This is a genomic window from Klebsiella sp. H-Nf2 (genome assembly GCF_002806645.1).
Taxonomy (GTDB): Bacteria; Pseudomonadota; Gammaproteobacteria; order Enterobacterales; family Enterobacteriaceae; genus Klebsiella; species Klebsiella variicola.
The window spans coordinates 117,551-138,323 of record NZ_PIBL01000013.1; the positions used below are offsets into that span (position 1 = coordinate 117,551).

17 protein-coding genes, 1 tRNA gene and 2 pseudogenes are annotated in these 20,773 nt (G+C 58.6%); 7 read left to right on the forward strand and 13 right to left on the reverse strand.

Going from position 1 to position 20,773, the window contains the following annotated elements:
- Positions 1–55 precede the first annotated feature (55 nt).
- The 4 genes and pseudogenes from melB to CWM58_RS23720 all read left to right on the forward strand — a co-directional run bounded on the left by melB (position 56) and on the right by CWM58_RS23720 (position 3,084).
- Entirely contained in the window at positions 56–1,471 is a 1,416-nt protein-coding gene (gene melB, locus CWM58_RS23705; RefSeq protein ID WP_100681934.1) for a melibiose:sodium transporter MelB, read from the forward strand.
- Positions 1,472–1,476: 5 nt separating this feature from the next.
- Positions 1,477–1,596: pseudogene (locus CWM58_RS28870) on the forward strand (hypothetical protein); the annotation flags it as partial.
- 150 nt (positions 1,597–1,746) lie between these two features.
- Positions 1,747–2,703, forward strand: a complete 957-nt coding sequence (gene parM, locus CWM58_RS23715; protein WP_061156070.1) for a plasmid segregation protein ParM domain-containing protein — start codon at positions 1,747–1,749, stop codon at positions 2,701–2,703.
- Positions 2,704–2,712: 9 nt separating this feature from the next.
- Positions 2,713–3,084, forward strand: coding sequence for a plasmid partitioning/stability family protein (locus CWM58_RS23720; protein WP_061156069.1), 372 nt, complete (start codon positions 2,713–2,715; stop codon positions 3,082–3,084).
- Between the two features lie 632 nt (positions 3,085–3,716).
- Here CWM58_RS23720 and cbpM read toward each other — a convergent pair.
- From cbpM to CWM58_RS23735, 3 genes are all read right to left on the reverse strand, one after another.
- Complete coding sequence (cbpM, locus tag CWM58_RS23725) at positions 3,717–4,022, reverse strand: chaperone modulator CbpM (RefSeq protein WP_100681936.1); 306 nt, start codon at positions 4,020–4,022, stop codon at positions 3,717–3,719.
- Positions 4,022–4,939: a curved DNA-binding protein gene (gene cbpA, locus CWM58_RS23730; RefSeq protein ID WP_074387310.1), complete on the reverse strand. Its 918-nt coding sequence runs from the start codon at positions 4,937–4,939 to the stop codon at positions 4,022–4,024. Before cbpA ends, cbpM begins: the two co-directional genes overlap by 1 nt.
- 145 nt (positions 4,940–5,084) lie before the next feature.
- A complete protein-coding gene (locus CWM58_RS23735; protein ID WP_100681937.1) occupies positions 5,085–5,768 on the reverse strand; it encodes a TerC family protein in 684 nt (227 codons plus the stop codon).
- Between the two features lie 223 nt (positions 5,769–5,991).
- Here CWM58_RS23735 and CWM58_RS23745 point away from each other — a divergent pair, with 223 nt between their 5' ends.
- On the forward strand, positions 5,992–6,777 hold the full coding sequence (locus CWM58_RS23745; RefSeq protein ID WP_100681938.1) for a DsbA family protein: 786 nt from the start codon (positions 5,992–5,994) through the stop codon (positions 6,775–6,777).
- Positions 6,778–6,824: 47 nt separating this feature from the next.
- On the opposite strand, the gene pgaD is transcribed toward CWM58_RS23745, so the two are convergent.
- From pgaD to pgaA, 4 genes are read right to left on the reverse strand one after another with little or no spacing between them, the layout of a single operon-like run.
- A complete protein-coding gene (gene pgaD, locus CWM58_RS23750) occupies positions 6,825–7,274 on the reverse strand; it encodes a poly-beta-1,6-N-acetyl-D-glucosamine biosynthesis protein PgaD (protein ID WP_008807231.1) in 450 nt (149 codons plus the stop codon).
- On the reverse strand, positions 7,274–8,602 hold the full coding sequence (pgaC, locus tag CWM58_RS23755; RefSeq protein ID WP_008807230.1) for a poly-beta-1,6-N-acetyl-D-glucosamine synthase: 1,329 nt from the start codon (positions 8,600–8,602) through the stop codon (positions 7,274–7,276). The genes pgaD and pgaC overlap by 1 nt, the downstream gene beginning before the upstream one ends.
- The gene (pgaB, locus tag CWM58_RS23760) at positions 8,595–10,610 is read right to left on the reverse strand and encodes a poly-beta-1,6-N-acetyl-D-glucosamine N-deacetylase PgaB (protein WP_100681939.1); all 2,016 of its coding nucleotides are present in this window, start codon (positions 10,608–10,610) and stop codon (positions 8,595–8,597) included. The genes pgaC and pgaB overlap by 8 nt, the downstream gene beginning before the upstream one ends.
- A gap of 8 nt (positions 10,611–10,618) precedes the next feature.
- A complete protein-coding gene (gene pgaA, locus CWM58_RS23765) occupies positions 10,619–13,063 on the reverse strand; it encodes a poly-beta-1,6 N-acetyl-D-glucosamine export porin PgaA (protein WP_165785842.1) in 2,445 nt (814 codons plus the stop codon).
- 632 nt (positions 13,064–13,695) lie between these two features.
- On the opposite strand from pgaA, the gene CWM58_RS23770 reads away from it, so the two are divergent.
- Complete coding sequence (locus CWM58_RS23770) at positions 13,696–14,262, forward strand: helix-turn-helix transcriptional regulator (RefSeq protein WP_100681941.1); 567 nt, start codon at positions 13,696–13,698, stop codon at positions 14,260–14,262.
- On the opposite strand, the pseudogene CWM58_RS28875 reads toward CWM58_RS23770, so the two are convergent.
- A pseudogene (locus tag CWM58_RS28875) lies at positions 14,260–14,379 on the reverse strand (hypothetical protein); the annotation flags it as partial. The gene CWM58_RS23770 and the pseudogene CWM58_RS28875 sit on opposite strands and share 3 nt — an antisense overlap.
- A 194-nt stretch (positions 14,380–14,573) precedes the next feature.
- Here CWM58_RS28875 and CWM58_RS23775 point away from each other — a divergent pair.
- Positions 14,574–14,864 carry a PerC family transcriptional regulator gene (locus CWM58_RS23775; RefSeq protein ID WP_061156062.1) on the forward strand — a complete coding sequence of 97 codons (291 nt, stop codon included), beginning with the start codon at positions 14,574–14,576 and terminating at the stop codon, positions 14,862–14,864.
- Between the two features lie 796 nt (positions 14,865–15,660).
- Here CWM58_RS23775 and CWM58_RS23780 read toward each other — a convergent pair.
- The 5 genes from CWM58_RS23780 to cutA form a co-directional block, all read right to left on the reverse strand.
- Positions 15,661–15,736, reverse strand: a tRNA-Phe gene (locus CWM58_RS23780).
- Positions 15,737–15,851: 115 nt separating this feature from the next.
- On the reverse strand, positions 15,852–17,939 hold the full coding sequence (locus CWM58_RS23785; protein ID WP_100681942.1) for a DUF1176 domain-containing protein: 2,088 nt from the start codon (positions 17,937–17,939) through the stop codon (positions 15,852–15,854).
- A 67-nt stretch (positions 17,940–18,006) separates the two neighbouring features.
- The gene (locus CWM58_RS23790) at positions 18,007–18,582 is read right to left on the reverse strand and encodes a transcriptional regulator (protein WP_100681949.1); all 576 of its coding nucleotides are present in this window, start codon (positions 18,580–18,582) and stop codon (positions 18,007–18,009) included.
- Between the two features lie 35 nt (positions 18,583–18,617).
- Entirely contained in the window at positions 18,618–20,414 is a 1,797-nt protein-coding gene (locus CWM58_RS23795) for a protein-disulfide reductase DsbD (protein WP_100681943.1), read from the reverse strand.
- Positions 20,390–20,713 (reverse strand): divalent cation tolerance protein CutA, encoded by a 324-nt coding sequence (cutA, locus tag CWM58_RS23800; RefSeq protein WP_008807222.1) that lies wholly within the window; start codon positions 20,711–20,713, stop codon positions 20,390–20,392. The genes CWM58_RS23795 and cutA overlap by 25 nt, the downstream gene beginning before the upstream one ends.
- Positions 20,714–20,773: the final 60 nt, after the last annotated feature.

Here is a 20,773-nt window from a genome sequence, read left to right on the forward strand (position 1 = left end):
CTGGCACGCTCTATCAAACACTGAAGGAGGCGCTGGCGACAGCGACCTGTACCCTATGAGTATTTCAATGACAACAAAGCTCAGCTACGGATTTGGTGCCTTTGGTAAAGATTTCGCTATCGGTATCGTCTACATGTACCTGATGTATTACTACACCGATATTGTTGGCCTATCGGTTGGGGTGGTTGGCACCTTGTTCCTGGTGGCGCGGATCCTCGATGCGATAGCCGATCCGATCATGGGATGGATCGTCAACTGCACGCGATCGCGATGGGGGAAGTTCAAACCGTGGATCCTGATCGGCACGATAACCAACTCGGCGGTGCTGTATATGCTGTTCAGCGCCCATCACTTCAGCGGCGGGGCGCTACTGGCGTGGGTGTGGCTGACCTATCTGCTGTGGGGCTTCACCTACACCATCATGGATGTGCCGTTCTGGTCGCTGGTGCCGACCATTACCCTCGATAAACGTGAACGCGAACAGCTGGTACCTTATCCGCGTTTTTTCGCCAGTCTGGCGGGATTTGTGACGGCCGGTGTCACGCTGCCGTTTGTCAGCGCCGTGGGCGGCGCCGACCGCGGTTTTGGTTTTCAGATGTTCACTCTGGTGCTGATCGCCTTCTTTGTGGTTTCCACCCTCGTCACCCTGCGCAATGTCCATGAGGTTTACTCCTCCGACAGCGGCGTGAGCGAGGATTCCAGCCATCTTTCACTGCGCCAGATGGTGGCGCTTATCTATAAAAACGATCAGCTGGCCTGTCTGTTAGGCATGGCGCTGGCCTATAACACGGCGGCGAATATTATCGCTGGCTTTGCGATTTACTACTTTACCTACGTCATTGGCAGTGCGGAGATGTTTCCGTATTACATGTCCTACGCGGGGGCGGCGAATTTGCTGACGCTGATCCTGTTCCCACGGCTGGTAAAAGGGCTGTCGCGGCGCATTCTGTGGGCGGGAGCATCAATCATGCCGGTGCTGGGCTGTGGCGTGCTGTTGCTGATGGCGCTGAGCGGGGTCTACAACATCGCGCTGATTTCGCTGGCTGGTGTGCTGTTGAATATCGGCACCGCGCTGTTCTGGGTGCTGCAGGTCATTATGGTGGCCGATACCGTCGACTACGGCGAATATACGATGAATATCCGCTGCGAAAGCATCGCCTACTCGGTACAGACGCTGGTGGTCAAAGCCGGTTCGGCGTTTGCGGCCTGGTTTATCGCTGTGGTGCTGAGTATCATCGGCTACGTGCCGAATGTTGTTCAATCTGCACAGACGAAACTGGGGATGCAGGCGATTATGATTGCGCTGCCGACGCTCTTTTTTGCCCTGACGTTGTTTCTCTATTTTCGTTATTACAAACTGAATGGCGATATGCTGCGTCGTATTCAGATTCACCTGCTGGATAAATATCGCCGGGCACCGGAAAATGTCGTCGAGCCGGAACGGCCGATTGTGGTACCCAACCAGGTATAAAAAGCGTGCGAAAACCGCTGACGAAAGAGGGGAGGGATGCTCTCTTTTTGTACAAAAAACAGCGTCTGAAACAGACAGAGAGAGGAAACTATAGTTCTCTATTTTGTCTCAATAATTTCTCTTTTCGGGCTCAGGGAGTTGTTTGTTTCTCCCATTATTCTCAAATAAAACTCGGAATTGTCTCTTTTTCGTGCTCTTGCGCTGCTTTTTAACTCTTGCTACTCTTTTTGGGTCTTACATTTTTCTCTTATTTGTCTCAGTGATGGAGCAATGCGATGCGCATTTTTATCGATGATGGTTCAACCAATATCAAAATGCTGTGGGAGCAAGATGGCGAAACTTTCACCCATATCAGCCCCAACAGTTTCAAGCGAGGCTGGTCTGCCACCTTCGGTTCCGGGAAGCCATTTAACTACACCGTGGATGATGAAAAGTACTCATTCGACCTGATCACCCCCGATGCGCTGCCGACCAATAACATTGACTGGCAATATAGCCCGTTGAACTCCATCGCCGTCCATCACGCGCTGCTGACCAGTGGTCTGGAGCCGCAGGATGTTGAAATTGTGGTCACGCTGCCGCTGACCGAATTTTATGACGAAGATGCGCAATATCGCCTCGACAACATTGAGCGCAAGAAAAAGAGCCTGCTGCGCGACGTTAAACTGAATAAAGGCGTGGTGTTCAATATCACCAAAGTCACCGTGCGTCCGGAATCCATTCCGGCGGGTATTAGCCTGTGTGATGAACTGAAACCGTCGCATTCAGTGCTCATTGTCGACCTCGGCGGCACCACGCTGGATATTTCGATGGTGGCCGGGCAGATGACCTCGGTTTCGCGTATTTACGGCGACCCGAAGCTGGGCGTATCGCTGGTGACCGACGCCGTTAAGCTGGCGCTGGCGCGGGCGAATACCGACACCTCCAGCTATAACGTTGACCAGATTATTATCAATCGCCATGACGAAGCGTATCTGACCGACAACATCAACGATCCGGATGCGGTATCTGAGGTGAAGAAGGTCATCGCGAACAGTATTGAACGCCTGACCACCCGTGTCCTGACAGCCATCGATAGCTTTAAAGGCTATTCGCACGCCATCGTGATTGGCGGCGGCGCGCCGCTGGTTGCCGATGCGATTCGTGAACGTATGGGCCTGCGCGAAGATCGTTTCGTGGTGGCTGAAGAGCCGCAGTTCGCCCTGGTGCGTGGTCTGAAAATTATTGGCTAAGGAGCGTCTATGACTCTGGATCGCAGAAAGGTTCTGATATACCTGCGCCCGGATATCAGCGCCAGCGAGCGCTTTGCGGACGCGAAAATTGAGGCCCATCACCGCGGCGACCGCGGCGATATGTCGCGTACGGCGCTGTTGGCGGGGTTGGCGTTAGGGGAAGTCGATAGCCGCTTGCCGTCAATGCTGGCGGCGCTGCTGGCGGAAGACACTAAACCGGAAACGCTGCGTAAGATGCTGGCCTCGTTCCTTGAGATCCAGCCGGCCTCTTCCGCCCCGGCCACTGCGCCAGCGGCCGCCCCGGTTAAGGCGCCGGAGCCGCCCGCGCCGGTGAGTGAGAGCGTTTCTGCGCGTAATCTCGCCGGTTCTTTACCGGATTAAGCGCTATTCCCGGTTTGCGCTATCCGGGAAACTCCCCGGCTTGCGCTGCGCTTAGCCGGGCTACCGTTTGCACCGTCCGGTAGCCCGGGTAAGGCGGAACGCCGCGACCCGGGAAATTCCCCGGCTTTCGCTGCGCTTAGCCGGGCTACTGTTTGCACCGTCCGGTAGCCCGGCTAAGGCGGAACGCCGCGACCCGGGAAACTTCCCGGCTTGCGCTGTGCTTAGCCGGGCTACTGTTTGCACTGCCCGGTAGCCCGGGTAAGGCGGAACGCCGCGACCCGGGGAACTCCCCGGCTTTCGCTGCGCTTAGCCGGGCTACCGTTTGCACCGTCCGGTAGCCCGGGTAAGGCGGAACGCCGCGACCCGGGAAACTCCCCGGCTTGCGCTGCGCTTAGCCGGGCTACCGTTTGCACCGTCCGGTAGCCCGGGTAAGGCGGAACGCCGCGACCCGGGGAACTCCCCGGCTTTCGCTGCGCTTAGCCGGGCTACTGTTTACACCGTCCGGTAGCCCGGGTAAGGCGGAACGCCGCGACCCGGGAAATTCCCCGGCTTTCGCTGCGCTTAGCCGGGCTACTGTTTGCACCGTCCGGTAGCCCGGGTAAGGCGGAACGCCGCGACCCGGGAAATTCCGCTTAGCTGTGGGTTAAAAAGCGGGCCAGGCGCTGCTGCAGCAGGCGATTTTCGCGGGTCAGCCGCGCGTTCTCATCCAGCAGCGTCAGCGCCACTGCAATCCCCGGCCAGTCCAGCTCCAGCTCATTACGCAGGCGCACCGCGCGATGGACAATCGTCACCGCGCTGTCGTCGAACAGCCAGGTTTCCGCCTGCGGCTGGTGCGGTTCAATCATCCCTAAGCCGACGATCTCCGCCAGCTCCTCTTCCGATACCCCGGTACGCAGGCACAATTCGGTAATGGTAAACGTCACTGTTACTGTAGCCATCAGGCTTTCCCCCATGTCTTACGCGGATCGAAGCTGGCTTCGGCGGCGGCCAATTGTTGCCAGAGCTCACGCGCTTTTTCATCTGGTTTTGGCGGCATGACAATTTTGATGACGGCGAACAAATCGCCAGTGTGGGTTTTGCTCACCAGCCCTTTGCCCTTGATGCGCAGGCGCTGTCCTGCCTGACTGCCCGGCGGCACCGTTAGCAGGATGCTCTCTTTCAGGGTGGGCACCGTCACTTTCGCGCCCAGCGCGGCCTCCCATGGCGACAGCGGCAGGACGATCTCCAGATTATGGCCCACGATGTCGAACAGCGGATGCGGGGCGATGTGGATAACCAGCCACAGATCGCCGTTCGGGCCGCCGTTTTCGCCCGGCGTCCCCTGGCCTTTCAGGCGGATACGCTGACCATCGACTACCCCGGCGGGGATCTTCACATTCAGCGTTTTCGGCGTTTCACTTTCGATCATGCCAAACACGTTGTACACCGGCAGGTTATAGCTGATGGTGCGGGTCTGCTCGGCCAGCGTCTCTTCAAGGAACACCGCCACTTCGATCTCCAGATCGTGGCCGCGTGCGGCATGCTGACGGCGACGCTGATGCGCCTGCTGGCCAAACATGGAGGAGAAGATGTCGTCGAAATCTTGCTGGCTGTAGCTCTGCTCGTGTGTCTGCTGCTGGCGACCGAAGCCGGGATCGTTGCGATGCTGCCAGAGCTGATCGTATTCGGCGCGCCGCTGCTCATCTTTCAGGACTTCCCAGGCTTCGGCGAGATCCTTGAATTTGGCTTCGGCATCGCTTTCTTTACTGACGTCGGGGTGATATTTGCGTGCCAGGCGGCGGTAGGCGGTCTTGATGGTTTTCAGATCGTCGGTTGGTTGTACCCCGAGAATGGCATAATAATCCTTCAATTCCATGATTTTATCTCATCTATGCTCAGTGCGGTGGTTACATATTCCCTGGAACAGGCGTCAGTATAAAGCGTAGGGCAAATGCGCCCTGAAGGGGAAGAAAAGTGGCGGAAACTTGACGCCGTCGGGGTCAACGGCGTCATGGGCGAGGCTAGTCTTTCGCCTGCGGGCGTGGGCGACGGCGCCATCCTTCAAACAGCACCAGCAGCGCGCCGACGGCGCCGGCCACGCGTGCGGTGCCGTCTCCGGCGTCGGGAAACAGCTGCTGAATGGTGGGATCGCTGACCAGCATCGACCCGGCAATCCAGCCGATGAGCATTCCGCCCAACAGCACCACGGCGGGAAAGCGGGTGAGCAGGACCTGGACCAGTTTGCTGCCCGCGACGATAATCGGAATGCTGATCGCCACGCCGAGGGCGACCAGCGCAATGTGCCCTTTCCCCGCCGCAGCGACCGCCAGCACGTTATCCAGCGACATGATCATATCGGCGACGGTGATGGTGATCGCGGTGCGCCACAGGCTCGCGGAGCTGCCGACCTCGCTCTCTTCCTCCTCATTACTCACCAGCTTCATGCCAATCCACAGCAGGAGCAACGCGCCGACTATTTTCAGCCACGGTAGCGACAGGAGGTACAGGGCGATCGCCAGCAACAGCACGCGCGCCAGGATCGCCCCCACGGTACCGATGATGATCGCTTTGGTGCGTTTTTGTGGCGGCAGTTTGCGGCAGGCCATGGCTATCACCACGGCGTTATCGCCGCCCAGCAGTAAATCGATGGCGACAATCTGCAGCATAATCACCGCCATGTCCCATTGTTGGAGTAATGCATTCATTTCGAGAGAAACCACCTGAAAAAGAGCAAGAAAAACCGCTGCGCAGGGTACTCCGCCTGGGGCGCATTGACCACTGACGCAGACCCGCGCCGTCGCGCGGGAAAAGCGAGCCTGAAAAATAAAGTTACGAATCAACGCGCCGTTGGGCAAGGCTTCGGCGAAAAAGGGTGATATTTTGTCACCCAGACTCACCTGCCGTTCACTTATCGCAAGGATCCCCACTATGTCTGGCCACAAGAAATACCTCTCTGTCGCCCTGCTGAGCGCTGTCTTACTGCCGGCGATGGCCTCTGCCGCTGACGCGCCGGCGACCTTCACCCCGGAACAGGAGGCGAAAATCGGCAAAATCGCCGCCGACTACCTGGTCGCCCACCCGGAAGTCCTCCTGCAGGCGAGCCAGAAATTGCAGCAAATACAGGCTGAACAGCAGGCCAGCGCGGCCACCCAGGCAGTGCTGAAAAAAGCGGCTGTATTGACCCAGGATAAAAATACCCCGACCTACGGTCCGGCCAACGGCAAAGTCACGGTGATCGAATTCTTCGACTACCAGTGCGTCTACTGCAGCCGTCTGGCGCCGGTGATGGAGCAGGTGATTAAAGCGCACCCGCAGACCCGCTTCGCCTTTAAAGAGTGGCCGATTTTCGGCGGCCGCTGGGAAAGCTCGCTGGAGGCGGCAAAAACCGGCCTGCAGATCTATCAGCAGAAAGGGGCGGATGCCTATCTGGCCTACCATAACGGGATTTACGCTACCGGCCATAACGAAGGTAAGCTGACGACGGCGGATATCCAGCAGCAGGCGAAGAAAGCCGGCTTTGATGCGAAGAAGGCCACCGACGTCGAACCGGTGCTGCAGAGCATTAACGACCTGGCGCAGGAGATTGGTCTGAGCGGCACGCCGGGCGTGATCGTGATGCCGACCACCGGCGCCACGGAAGCCAGCATCACCGTCTTCCCGGGGCTGGCGGATCAGGCCTCGCTGGAAGCCGCCATCAAAAAAGCCGGCGGCTGATCCCCCGGCGTTATTACCTATCCAGGCCGCCGACGGCGGCCTTGCTCTCATGCGCGCTCGCTCTCTTCCTGCGGCGGCGGTAACGCGTGGCTTTTTAAATCAATAATCTGCCCGATTTGATCGTGGTAAACGGTGAGCAAATTATAGCGGCTCATCTCCGAGATAATTTGCGGCGCAACGTTAAAGCTGCTCGCCAGCTCATCATGTCGCAGGGTGAGCACCGCGGTATGATGTCGGGTGCGGGCGCGGCGCCGGTTGTAGTGGTACCAGAGGATCAACAGCCAGCCGTTCAGCGCGGCAATCAGCAGATACACCAGCGCCGTATTCAGTGAAGCCATCAACGACTCCCAGCGCGGAGAGGGCGGCGCGATGAACTGCATCAGCAAATTGGCGTACAGAAAGAACAGAAAACCGAGCCAGGCCAGCAACGTTAAACCGGCGTCGACCAGCCGGGGCAGCACACGGTGTTCGGTTAAGATGAGCGTATTTTCATTCATCACAGGCTTCCTTTTCCCCGGTCCGGACTCACCCAGCGCGCGCGGGAACGTTGACGTTTCACCATCACTTTCGGAAAAGCGACCAGCGTGGTCAGCAGGCCGATCATCCAGTAAACCATCGGGAACCAGATCACCCAGAACAGCGATTTGGCGACCTTTTTCTCGTAGCGCCGCTCGATATACAGACTGGCGACGAACTGCAGCAGGCACATCACGCCAAGCAGCATGCCGGTGAATTCCGGCGGAAACAGGCTGTGCACCGCCAGATTGTCAGGCAGCGGCATCAGGCGGCTGAGGATAAACAGCAGAATGGTAACCGCGTAGGCAAAGGCCCACAGCGTGGAGCAGGCATACTCCAGAAACAGCGGCCACATCCGATGATGCTCCCAGTGAAACAGGCGACGGAGGTTGACCAGAAAAACCTCCGCGCCGCCTTGCGCCCAGCGCAGACGCTGCTTCCATAACCCTTTGAGGGTCTCCGGCATCAGGATCCAGCACAGCGCCCGCGGCTCGAAAAAGATGTCCCAGTGGCGGAGCTGAAGCTTCCAGCTGATATCAATATCTTCGGTGATCATATCCGGGCTCCAGTAGCCGACGTCCGCCAGCGCCTGGCGCCGGAAGGCGGCAATCACACCGGAGACGGTAAAGACCCGGCCATAGATCCGCTGCGTCCGCTTGATAAGCCCAATGATCGACGAGAATTCTCCCACCTGAATGCGACCGATCAGCGTGGATCGGGTGCGGATCCGCGGGTTGCCGGTGACCGCCCCGACGTGCGGATAGTGGATCAACGGCGCGACCAACCAGGCCGCGGTATCCCGGTCCAGCAGGGCGTCGCCATCGATGCAGACCAGCAGATCGCCGCGGGCGGCGGCGGCGCCTGCTTTGAGCGCTACCGCTTTTCCCTGATTGGCGGCCAGATGGATCACCCGCAGCCTCGGTTCCTCCTGCGCCAGCTGCTGGAGCACCTGGGCGGTGTTGTCCGAAGAGCCGTCGTTAATGGCGATCACTTCGAGATTGGCGTAACGCTGGGCCAGCGCCGCGCTGATGGTTTCCCGGGCGTTTTTCTCCTCGTTAAAACACGGGATCAGGATCGAAATCAGCGGATTGCCCGGCAGCGTCGGCGGCGGGGTATCCTCCCCCCACGGCCAGTGGCGTTCCAGCTGAAACCAGAAGTAAAGGCCCCCGGTGATCCACAGCACTGACATAAACAGCGGCCAGAAAAAGACAAAGTCGAGGATGAGCTCGCCGGTAAATACCGCTGCGACACCTAACGGCAGCCCGAATACGAGGCATAAAATGCACAATGCGATGATGCGATCAGTCATGGTCAGGGTACCACCAGGAAGAAAATTGCGGCCTGATACGGGAGATATCAGGCTGGTTGTTAATAAAATCGTCAGGGTAGTAGCCGTAATTTTTGACGCCGTTCAGCCGCAGCAAACGCATCCAGTCCGCCAGCTGCTGGTCGGGAATGGCGTTTTGCTGGCGTCGGTTCCAGTCTCTGGCTTGCAGTTCAAAGATGGTTTTCTTCAGCGCGCCCGGGTGGCTGGCGACGGCCTGGACCAGCCGCGTCAGCCAGGCCTGGCTGGCGTCAATCGGTACGGACTCCATCAGCGGCATCGCCATGGGTACCGTCCAGTCATAGGCGGCAAGGAAGTCATCCAGATTCTGCGCGAACCAGGCTTCGCTCTGTGGCTCCAGGATCGGCAGGGCGAAGAGATTACGCGCCGTTTTCACCTGCGGGCCGCGGATGGCCTGCACCGCCTGGCGTAGATCCAGAGTGAAGCGGGTCAGGGTTTGGCTTTTGAAACGCATCCATGCCTGGCGCTCTTGCGGGCTTTGGGGCACCGGGCCGGCATCGTGCCCCAGACCCGTCTGCCGCCAGGCGGCGACCGCCTCCGGGCTCACGTCTTCAAAATCGGTCAGCACGGCGTCATCGTGAAACAGAATCCCGCTGAAGCTGGCGTGCCGGGCCAGATCTTCGTAGATGTCGGTGATCTGCTGGCGAACCCGGGGATCCCAGGGCGACAGGCGAACGTACGGCTGGCGGGCAAGTAATGCCTTGCCGGTTTGCGGATCCCAGCGCTGAACGCGCGGCAGATCGGACGAGAGATCGAAGGCCAGCACCGGCATCCAGGCATACACCTTCACCCCGCCGCGGGTCTGCAACTGCCAGGAGACGAAGTTAAACAGGTCGGCGCGCATCGGCAGCCAGCGGTTAGGGAAATAGAGCGACTTGACCGTGCCGTCGCCCTGCGGGTCGGAAAAGGCCTGCAGAAAGACATGGCTGATTTTCATGTCATAGACGCGCTGCACCAGCTTATCGATATTCTTCGCCTGCTGGACGGGATTGGGATCATAGACATAGTCCAGATCCACATGCATCACCCGAACAGGATCGGCTTCCTGGATCTGGGTTACGGCGTTGGCAAACGCCTTGATCGACGGATTCCCGGCGATCAGCAGGCGCGGAATATTGTCCAGGTCCTTCACGTTGCCCAGGCCGTCGTTCAGCGTAAACGCCAGCTGATAGCCCTGCTGTTTGGCGATAGCCAGGGTACTGCCGCTGGCGGCGCCATAGGGCCACACCCAGGCGCGCGGTGCTTTCCCGGCGACCTCGTGGATTTTCGCCGTCACTTTCTGCACGTCATCGGCCATGCGCCGGGTAAACTGCGCGTCGCTTTCATAACGACCGGTGGTTTTATCCCAGCCGCGGTTGGCGGCGGCGGGCTCGCGGCTGCCCTGCGGATTGGCCGGTAGGCCGTAGTGAGAGGCCCAGGTGTGCGCGCCGATTTCCACCAGCGGCGAGCGGCTGAGCTCGCGCACCATCTCCCAGGTAGCGAAGCGATCGCGCGGCGTCATCAGGCCGCCAAAATTAACGGGCTGGCCGGCGGGAGTGTCCACCCAACTGCCCACCGGCGCCCAGAGCGCCGGAACATTCCAGGCTTTAAGCAGCGGCCAGACGCGGGTGTAAAAGCTGCTATAGCCATCGTCGAAGCTGAGAAGAAAAGCCTTGGCCGGCAGCGGCTTAACGCCATGGTGCGCGTCAAGAATGTCCTGGACGCTCACCGCATGGTAGCCGTGATGCAGCAGCCAGGCGATCTGCTCGTTGAGCGCGCTGGTGCGCACTGAAAGATAACGCTGGTCGGCGGCGTCGTCTTCGACATCATGGTAGGCCAGCACCAGAAAGCGATCCGCCGGCCAGGGTTGATTGGCCTCCAGTTGGGGGCGCTGCTGCGGGGCGAGGAAGGGGATTTCCTCAGCACGCACGCTGAAGATAAGGCACAGCCAGACGAGAAGCATCAGGCCGTTGCGCAGGGTCGTGTTCCGCATGGTCATCCTTAAAACCGTATATTTGCATCAAGAGTGATGGCGAGGTTGTTTTCGCGTTTACCGTCGTAGGGGCGTTTGTCCCAGTTCAGCATCACCCCGGTGTCGACGACGTTGTTCCAGCGCAGGCGCTGCCCATAACCCAGCACCGTGATCGCGCCGGCGGCGTGATTTTTTTGCCAGTAGCTGCCGCCGCCGGCGAGCAGCTGCTGGCTCCAGACGGTGTCATAGCGCTGGTAAAGCGTGTGATCGACGGCCAGCGCCGCGGTGGCGGCGAGGTCCCGTGCCGGACTGTAGTAGGCGGTGTCGGTGCGGCTATTGGCGCAGGCCGACAGACCGGGCTGCAGATCCAGCGTTAACCACGGCGTCTGCCAAAGGCGCTCTTTACCGGAGAGGGTGTACTCCTGGCGGCGGTTGTGGTCGGTAAACCGGCTGGTGGCCACGCTGACGCGGTACTCCCGGCGTTCGTTTTGATACCAGCGCAGCCAGCCTTCGCCGCGGTTGGCGCTGACGCCGTTGCGTAACGCGCGCAGCGGGGTCTGCTGCGAAATCCGCTCCACTTCGCCGCCCAGCTGCCAGCGATCGTTGATGTCGTGGGCGGCGGAAAGGCGGACGCCGGGCTTGTTCTCGCCGTGAAAATTGACGCTTGAGAGCTCAAGCTCGCCCCAGTAGTCGCGCGGGCGCCATTCAACGCCGGCGAACAGCTGGCGACGGCTGCCTTTTCCCTCCTCAAAATTGCCTTCAGCGAAGCGGTGCCCGCCGAACAATCGCCAGCTGTCGGCTAGCGGCGGACTGTAGATCGCCGTCTCAAAACTGAGGTCGTGCGTGCCGCTGACCGGGTTATCGGAGTGCAATCCTTTGCCAACACTCAGGCGAAGTTCGGAAAGATGATGGACCTCACGGGCTCTGGCTAAGCGTTGGGTATTCAGATCTCGTGGCGAGCGGGCGATGACATCGTCAGCCAGCAGTTCCATTTGCCGCCACTCCTGCAGATCGAGGGCGACCCAGGCCTGCTGGCGCTCCAGCTGCAGGCTGGTGGGATCCATAGATTCCGCTGCTTTTAGCTGGTGTTCGGCGGCTCGTGGCAATCCTCGGTCCTGCAGAAGGGCGGCATAATCTATCTGCAGGCCCTGGTTGCCGGGGGCCGTCTCCGCCAGGCGCCGCATTCGGGATTCGGCCTGCGGCAGGGCGTTGGTGGCGGATAAATAGTGCACGTTAAGCGACTGTGCGGTGAGCCAGTCGTCATTCGGCTGCGGCGTCGGCGAGCCGTAGAGACGACGGATGTAGGGCGCATTCCGGGTGAGGCGGGCGACATACTGTTGCGCCGCCGGGTACTGACCGGTGTCCAGCAGGGCGTAGAAAAGCTCGTGTTCCTCATTCTGTTGGCTCGTTAGCCACGAGGGATGCTGGTGAATAAGCGTCAGCGCAGGCTCAATTTGCTTAAGGGCGATATAAGAGGAGATGACCCAGCCGATGGCCCAGTCGGGAACGGTCTGCTGCTGCGCGATGAGATTTTGGTATTCGCGGATGACCTGCGCGTAATCTGCATTGGCGTACAGGGCGCCAAGACGATCAATGCGCGCCCGGATGATGTCGGGCGCAGCCTGTGGGTCGGGGTGCCAGGCGGCGATCATCGCGTCATACTGCGTTAGCGCCGTGCTGGCCAGCGCGTAACGCGCGTTTTCTTCGCGGGAAGGCGTATCAGCAAGGCGCACCAGTTCGGCAGCGGCGTTCAACTGCAGATTGCGCTTTTCCGCAGGCGTCAGTTCGACACTATCCGCCAGGCCGAGAGCAGGGGAATCGATCCGGTTGCGGGTCAGGGTCGCCATCAGGCTGGTCAGCGCGGCTTTGTTTTGCGGCTCACGATCGAGGATCTGCGTGTCCACCAGCAGCTGGTCCCAGCTTTTGCCAAGCCGCAGGTAGACATATGAGAGCGTTTGCAGGTGCGCGGTGCTCGCCTGCTCCGCCACCAGGCGACGCGCTTCACTGAGTGCCTCGCCGTCCTTGCGGGCATCGGCCAGCGTTTTGATATAGCCGATACGATAATCGTCGTCGGGTGCCTGGCTTAGGGCTTGCTGCCAGAGGGTGAGCGAGGCTTGCCACTGTTTCTGGTTGCGCAGGGCCTGCGCCGCCGCGGCGGTACCGCGTGCGGGAAGCGGCATATAGACCTGGTAGCGTCGCCAGACTTTCACCACTTCATCGTCCTGGCCGGCCCAGAGAGCTACCTGAAGCCAGTCCGCCACTTGAGAAGGGGTTAAGGCATGCCGCAACTGGTACTGCTGAAGATAAGAGAGAAAGGGGGCATACTGGCCTTGACGCGCTTGCAGGATCTGCTGGTCATAGAGCGAATCCGCTCCCTGAACCAGCGCCGGGAAGAGCAAAAGTAAGCCGATTGATAGCGAGAGTTTCGTGTTGCGATTAAACAATAACGTATTTGAATAAGGTGATCTTTCCATTTCTATTTGCCATATGTTCATCAAGAATCCATTGCACAACACGACCGTCCTTTGACGGTGAGTTAAAGGATGAGGATGGTCCCATTTAGCTGACTGGCACTGCGGGTGAATGACTTATTGCAAAGTAATAAACATATCTCCTGTCGATAATTGGATGGATAATTTATACCCGATATGGCAGCGGATAAATATGGGTAAATGATGAACTGCGTTTTAAGATAAATCTGTAAAATCGGCTTTGATTGAACATTGGCGTTGAGGGGCTGTTCTTTAACTAACTGAAATAAATAAAAAAGAGCGCTAGATGAAATTTTGTTTCAAAAATGAGCAATGAGATATATTGGCGAGTATGTGATGTTTTTTGTGGATATTTAAGATGATTTCTGACAAAAATTCTCAATAGCAGAAAAAGCATCTTTTCTGTGGTATTTTTTTATTTATAATTAATCTGTTTATTTCCCGTCAGAACGCAAGGAGGTTTTTCACAGCCAGATTTAGATGCCGCGCTAATGATAAATCACAGGTCTCGTTATTTTTACCGCCATGCGAAGCGTTTCACAGGGGGAGGGAAAACGTCTGGTTGACGAGAATTTGTTGATTAAATGTTAAAGGGACGATTTGTGGCAACTTCAATGATATTGGTTACCCAGGATTACTATCTCTTTCAAGGTGTTAAGAATTTCTTTCCTGATATCATTCAGTTAGATTCTAGCGGAAAAGCGATTTTAGATAATGAGGTTGATGAGGTCTCTCTGCTGGTTGATAGCCGTTCGCCGCTTTGTCATTACGATTACCTGGTGATGGAGGCGGCACAATCCAGAAAGCGAATATGTTGTATTGTCCTCGACATGCGCCATCGGGAAGAGCATTTACTGAGTCTGAAATCGTTTTTAAACATGTCATTATCACCCGCCGATATGGCGACATTATTTGGGCTTTTTCTGGAGATGAAGAGCAAGCGGCTGACCAAAGAGTGGTTTGACGATCTGCGCTTAAGTTTGACTGAACAGTTAATGCTTCGTTTGCTTGGGGCGGGTATGACCATGGAGGAGGTGGCGGTGAATCTGAATACCTCGGTAAAAAGCCTTTACCGGAAGCGCACTGCGCTTTATGAGCGACTGGGGTTAGATAATTTCAATGAGGCTTGCTTATTTATCTTTAGAAATAAACTGCTGGAGCACGCCGGTAGCTCGCCATGAGGCTTCGCTGTACAGAGAGTGGATAACATCGCAAGGTATTGGATAACGGAAATATAATAAATTAAATAGCTATTGATAGGTACAACCGTCGATACCGTCCGGTATCCATGGCGGCATTCGACATATAATTCCGGAGCTCTTTGGAAGTAATTACCGCGAATGCGGTTTGCTATGCACAGCGATTATTATAATGAATATATTCCTTGCGCTGCACAGGAATAGTTTTGTCATAAATTAACTCTACCATGGTATTCCGGTTCAGGTGTCGGAATACCATGGGATATCGTGAAAGCATCAGAGGAGCGAGGTGGATGAGAATAAGGGACAGTATTGCTGAACGGTTAGAGGCGTGTGGGCTCTACCGTCGGGCGGCATCCAGATGGATTGAGGTGATGCAGCGCTGCCTGAACGATGATGACAGAGAGTGGATCCGTCACCACCGTAATCAGTGTCTGAAAAAGGCGCAACGTCCGCCAGCGCCGAAAGAGGAGTTTGCCGACCTCCACCAGGCGGCCAAAGAGACGCAGTATCGCATGGGTATTGCGAAGCCCTATGGCGAAGCGTTCAGGCTACCCGGCAAAGGGAAAACGGCCGCCGAGTAATATACCTTTCTTCATGGCGTTTGCCTGACGGCTTCGCCTTATCCGGCCTACGGGTCCCTCGCAGGTTCAAACAGCGTAGGCCCGCGCAAGCGCAGCGCCGCCGGGCGATACACATCAGACACTGTACCCGCGGTTGTGCCGGATGGCGGCATAAATGCCTTATCCGGCCTACGGGTCCTCCACAGGTTCAAACAGCGTAGGCCCGCGCAAGCGCAGCGCCGCCGGGCGATACACATCAGACGCCGTACCCACGGTTGTGCCGGATGGCGGCATAAATGCCTTATCCGGCCTACGGGTCCCCCCGCAGGCTCAAACAGCGCAGATCCGCGCAAGCGCAGCGCCGCCGGGCGATACACATCAGACACTGTACCCGCGGTTGTGCCGGATGGCGGCATAAATGCCTTATCCGGCCTACGGGTTCCCCCGCAGGCTCAAACAGCGCAGACCCGCACAAGCGCAGCGCCGCCGGGCGATACACATCAGACACTGTACCCGTGGTTGTGCCGGATGGCGGCATAAATGCCTTATCCGGCCTACGGGTCCCCCGCAGGCTCAAACAGCGCAGGCCCGCGCAAGCGCAGCGCCGCCGGGCGATACACATCAGACACTGTCCCCGCGGTTGTGCCGGATGGCGGCATAAATGCCTTATCCGGCCTACAGGTCCCCCCGCAGGTTCAAACAGCGTAGGCCCGCGCAAGCGCAACGCTGCCGGGCAGGGGATCATAGAATAGAGTTAGATGGAGAGTCCGGATGCAGAAAAGCAAAAACCCGCCTTTTGGGCGGGTTCTTTAAATAGTGGTGCCCGGACTCGGAATCGAACCAAGGACACGGGGATTTTCAATCCCCTGCTCTACCGACTGAGCTATCCGGGCAACGGGGCGCATTAAACCGTAATCCGCCCAGCCCGTCAACCAAATTTCTTAAATTACGTATCGATTGCTTATCTTTGCGGCAATTCTGCGTTCAAAGGCGCGTTTTGGCTTAACTTCACTGCATGCCGTTATCGCCCTCGCGGGTTTTCCAGCCGCTGGTAATGGCGATAACGTGGCGCAACCCGGAGATAATATAATCGCCAATGACCTCTTCATCCTCACGTGGCGAGCTCAGCGTAATTTCCGCATCCACGCCGTGGCGATAGGCGCCATGGTGGCTGAAAATAGTGCCGATATAACACTTCCCGTTCAGCCAGACCGGAATATAGGCCACTGTCTCATAGATATAGTTGACGGCGACGCCGCTGTAGTAGTTATCCGCCTCGTCGGCGGAGGTGCCCGGTGGGATGGGGCAGATCGGCGCATCGTTGTCGCTGGCGGGTTTGTCTTTCAGCAGGCTGCCCTGCATGACTTCCAGCGAACGCAGCAGGTCCGCTTTATCACCGTCGCTGAGGGGTGGGGTTAACGGCTGGTCTTTCTCCGGGGAGCGGATGCTGTTCAGCGTATAGCGATAGCGAACCGTCACCGCGGGCGTCTGGCTCGCGGTGCTGAACGGGCGCAGCAGGTAGAGATTATCTTCGCCAAACTGGCCGTTGTACCACAGGGCATATACCTGACCGTTGATTTTGACCCAGTGGTTCCACTGGTTAGCCCCGCGGCCATTGATGGAAAAGAGGGCGCCGGGCACCCCGGCATCGAAATCATCGCCGTTATCACTGTCGCTGCCGTCGACGGCGGCAAAGTCATTATCGCCGCGCCGGAGCACCCCGGTGTAGCTGAAGAGCCCGGTGCCGCCCACGTAGCTGTCGATGATCAGATCGCGTTTGCCGTCGCCATCGAGATCGATCAGGGTAAAGCTGACTTTACCGTTTTCTGAATCTGCGCTGATCGAGGAGCGCAGAAACGCCTGCCATTCGTCATCGCTGATATCCGGGGAAGGTTTGCTGGTCGAAACCAGGGTGTCATCGGCGTAAGTGAGCGTGAAGTCGGTAATATGGCCGGTTAACGGAAACTGCTCGGCGACCTTATTCAGCGCCAGTTCTGGATCGCTTTTTTGCGCTTTCAGCACTGCGTTATACAGCGTTCGCAGGGCGAGGTTATCCGCCTCTTTCTGCTGCCTGGGGATCACCTGGCTGACGAAGGTCGGTAACATCCAGGTGCCGCCGGGGGTGATTTCCCGACACATACCGGTGCTGTACTTTAGGCTGGGGGTAAAGGTTTTACCCTCCCAGACGCGCGTCTCGCCAGTTAGGCAGTCGGCAATGCCCCGTTCTTTGCGCAAAAAGATGATAGTACCGTTGGCGTAGCTGGAGGCCTCGGTGGTCAGCAACCGTGGCTTGTTCAGCTGGGCGTTATCGACCAGCCACAGCGCATAGCCATCGTTATAGGGCGCTCGCCAGCAGAGCGCCTGCACCAGAGAATGGGTTTTATCCAGCGCGGTGAGCGTGATCTGGCGCTCTGCCGCCGGGATGGCCGGGTTCTGCCAGTCGTCACAGCGCTGGTTCAGCAGCGGCGTCAGGGAGGGCAGTAGCTTCTGGCGCTGGAGTATGCTCAGCGCCACCGGCTGCGCGTTATGGATCACCGGGGCGGCGATAATCTCCGGGGCGGGAGTGGCTGGCAAAATGGCATCGTCGCCGGCATCGCCTTTATCCAGCAGCGCGTCGGCGGTGCCGGTGCGTCGCTGAAACGCATCCATTTTACCCAGCACCTCGCGGCTGCCGGCGCTGGAAAGCGGCAGGTGCTGGCCGTTAAGGGTGAATTCGATTTTACGCTGATTCGTCAATGCCTGTAGCAGGGCGGTAGTCTGATCGCTGTCCAGACGGAAATGGCTGTCGTCCTGGGCGTCCAGCGCGCCGAGATCCTGATCGTCGATCAGCAGGCTGGCGGTGGAGTCGGCGGGGATATCGTGTTCGATTTGCGCAAAGGTGGCCGTGGCGGCGAGGCGCTGTTCACTGCCCGCATTGCGGGTTAACAGCACGCTGACCTCGCCCATGCGGACGCCATAGCCCGCCGCCCGGCAGGTACCGGTGTTATCGCAGGCGAGCTCCCAGTCCTTTTGCGCAAAGGAAAAACCTTGCAGGGGAGCCGCCAGCAATGACGTAGAGCAGAGGCCCAGCCAGGCAGCCCAGAAGAACGCGCGCATATCAATCCCTGTCAGCAATCAGTGAGGGGGAAATTATAGGCGCGACGTGGCGGTTAGGATATCAGAATCAGGTTAAGGCGCCGCCCATACGGCACTGAGCGAAGCGCAGAATATCTTCAGCCAGTCGCCGGGCGGTATCCACATCCGTCTGGCTACGCTTGATCAGCAGGCGGCTCAGGCAGCCCTCGACAATCAGCTCCATCTGTTTGGCGACCATTTCCGGATCATCCACCTCTAACTGCGTCAGCAGCTCGTGAGTGTAGGCCAGCGAAGCCTGCTTCTGCTGTTCCGCCAACTGGTGAATCGGGTGCTGGGGATCGGGATAGAAGGTGCAGGCGGCGATAAACAGACAGCCGGGGTAGCGGTGGTTGCTGACGCAGGTGGTGAGCGCCGCATAGCGTGCCAGCAGCTTTTGCTCTGCGCCTAAGGTTTCATCGAGCAGGAGCTGACGACGCCAGGCATCCACCTGCTGGCTCAGATAGCGAAGCGCATCGTACAGCAGCGCTTCGCGGTCAGGCCAGAAGCGTTTCAGGTCGCTCGTCGGACAGGACACGCGCTCAGCGACCATCTCCAGCGACGTGTTGGCGATACCTTCAATTTCAAGAATTTTAATGGCTTCTGCCAGGACGTCTTCACGTAGCACGGTGTTCTCCTCCATCTTTCCTCCTAAAGTGTCGCTCACGCTTGCCAATCGCGCAAATGGGCGCTGAATGCCGCGGCATCCATAAAGCCGGTGACTCGCCGGTCAGGCTGTTCCTGACCCTCAGCGTTGAAGAACAGGATCGTCGGCAGACCGAGCACCTGCAGGTGTTTCAGCAGCGCGACGTCTTGCGGGCTGTTCTTCGTGACATCAACCTGCAATAACACGGTACCTTTCAGCGCCTGCTGCACGTCAGGTGAGCTAAAGGTGTATTTTTCAAACTCTTTGCACGCCACGCACCAGTCGGCGTAAAGATCGAGCATCACCGGTTGGCCTTTTGCCTGGACCAGCGCCTGGTCAAGCTCGGCCACCGAGCTGACGCGGGTGAAGGCCAGATGCGCCTGCTGCTCGACTGCCGGGGCGCCAAATGCCCAGTCCTGCAGGGGCCGCACGCTGACCAGCGCGGCAGCAAGCAGGATGATTTGTACCAGCCGCATCCACGGCCGGGTAGCGCCCAGCGAGGTGATAAACGCCCAGCTGAAGAAGGCGACGCCAAGCATTGACCACAGACGTAATCCCCACGGGTCGCCGACAATGCGCTCCAGCAGGAAAACGGGCAGAGCCAGGATCACGAACCCGAAGGCGGTCTTCACATGGCTCATCCACGGGCCGCTCTTCGGCAGCAGACGGTTGCCAAATACGGTGACGAGGATCAATGGCAGGCCCATGCCCAGCGCGTAAAGGTACAGCGTGCCGCCGCCCAGCCACAGATTACCGCTCTGGGCGATATATAACAGGATGGCGCTCAGCGGCGCGGTGGTGCAGGGGGAGCAGATCAGCCCGGCAATGGCGCCCATCGCAAAGACCCCGCCGGGCGAGCCGCCCTGACGCTTATTGCTGAGCAGCGCCAGCCGCGTCTGCAGCGACGAGGGCAGCTGGAGCGTGAACAGGCCGAACATGGAAAGCGCCAGCAGAATAAACACCGCTGACAGTCCTGCCAGGACATACGGGTGCTGCAGGGCCGCCTGGAACTGCAGACCGGCGGCGGCCACCACCAGCCCCAGCGCGGTGTAGGTTAAGGCCATCCCCTGGACGTAAATAAAGGCCAGCAGCAGGGCGCGCGCGGTGGAAAGCCGCTGCTTTCCGCCCAGCACAATGCCGGAAATCAGCGGGTACATCGGCAGCACGCAGGGGGTGAAGGCGATACCAATACCTATCAGCAGCGCCCACAGCGCCGTAAAGGGCAGGCGGGCAGGCGTGTCTGCAGGCGGCACTGCGGCAGGCGCAGGTGATGTGGCGAGCTCCGGGGCCGGTCGCGGCTCAACCGGCAGCGGCGGGTTGAACGCCGGACGGCTGCTCGTCGACGGCATGGGCTCGATGGCGGTTGCCTGGCCGTCGGATGAAGCCGCCAGCACGGCGCTCAGCGGGATCACTTTGGTTTCCGGTGGATAACAGAATCCGGCATCGGCGCAGCCCTGCCAGGTGACGGTGAGGGTGGCGTCTTTCTCCGCCTGCTTCACCGTGACCGGCACGGTCAGGCGCTGGCGGAAAATCTCGCTTTTGCCGTAAAACTCATCTTGATGCCACTCTCCTGCCGGGAGCGCCGGTTCGTCGATCGTCGCCCCGGCGGCGCGAAAGGTAAACTGTTGACGATAAAGATAGTAACCATCCTTGATTTGCCAGCTCAGGTTGACATCGTGCTGTTGCTGCTGAAAGTCAAAGGCGAAGGCCTGGTCAGCAGGCACGAAGTTCGAGCGCCCCGGCGCGTCGAATAACCCGGCGGTGGCTGACGTGCTGCACAGCAGCAGGATCAGCGTAATGATGCGGTAAGCCATGAGAGGTAATCGTTGTCTCCATGAATGACGGGTAGAACCAGCAGTTCAGGGGTTTGATACGGGTGGTGAGACTTCAGGCAATCCAGCAGCGCCTGCTGATGGGCAAGGTCGGTTTTGAGCAGCATCTGAACTTCATACTCCTGCTCGAGTTTCCCTTCCCAGTAATAGAGCGAGGTGGCGCCCGGCAGCAGCGTGGCACAGGCGGCCAGCTTGTCCGCCAGCGCTTTTGCCGCCAGATCCTGGGCGGTCGCTTCATCCGGCGCGGTACAGAGCACAACAACAGCATCAGGCGTAGTCATCATGAACCTCGTATCAGCGAAAAGAGGCACTATAGCACGCAAGATGCGGGGATATTAGCG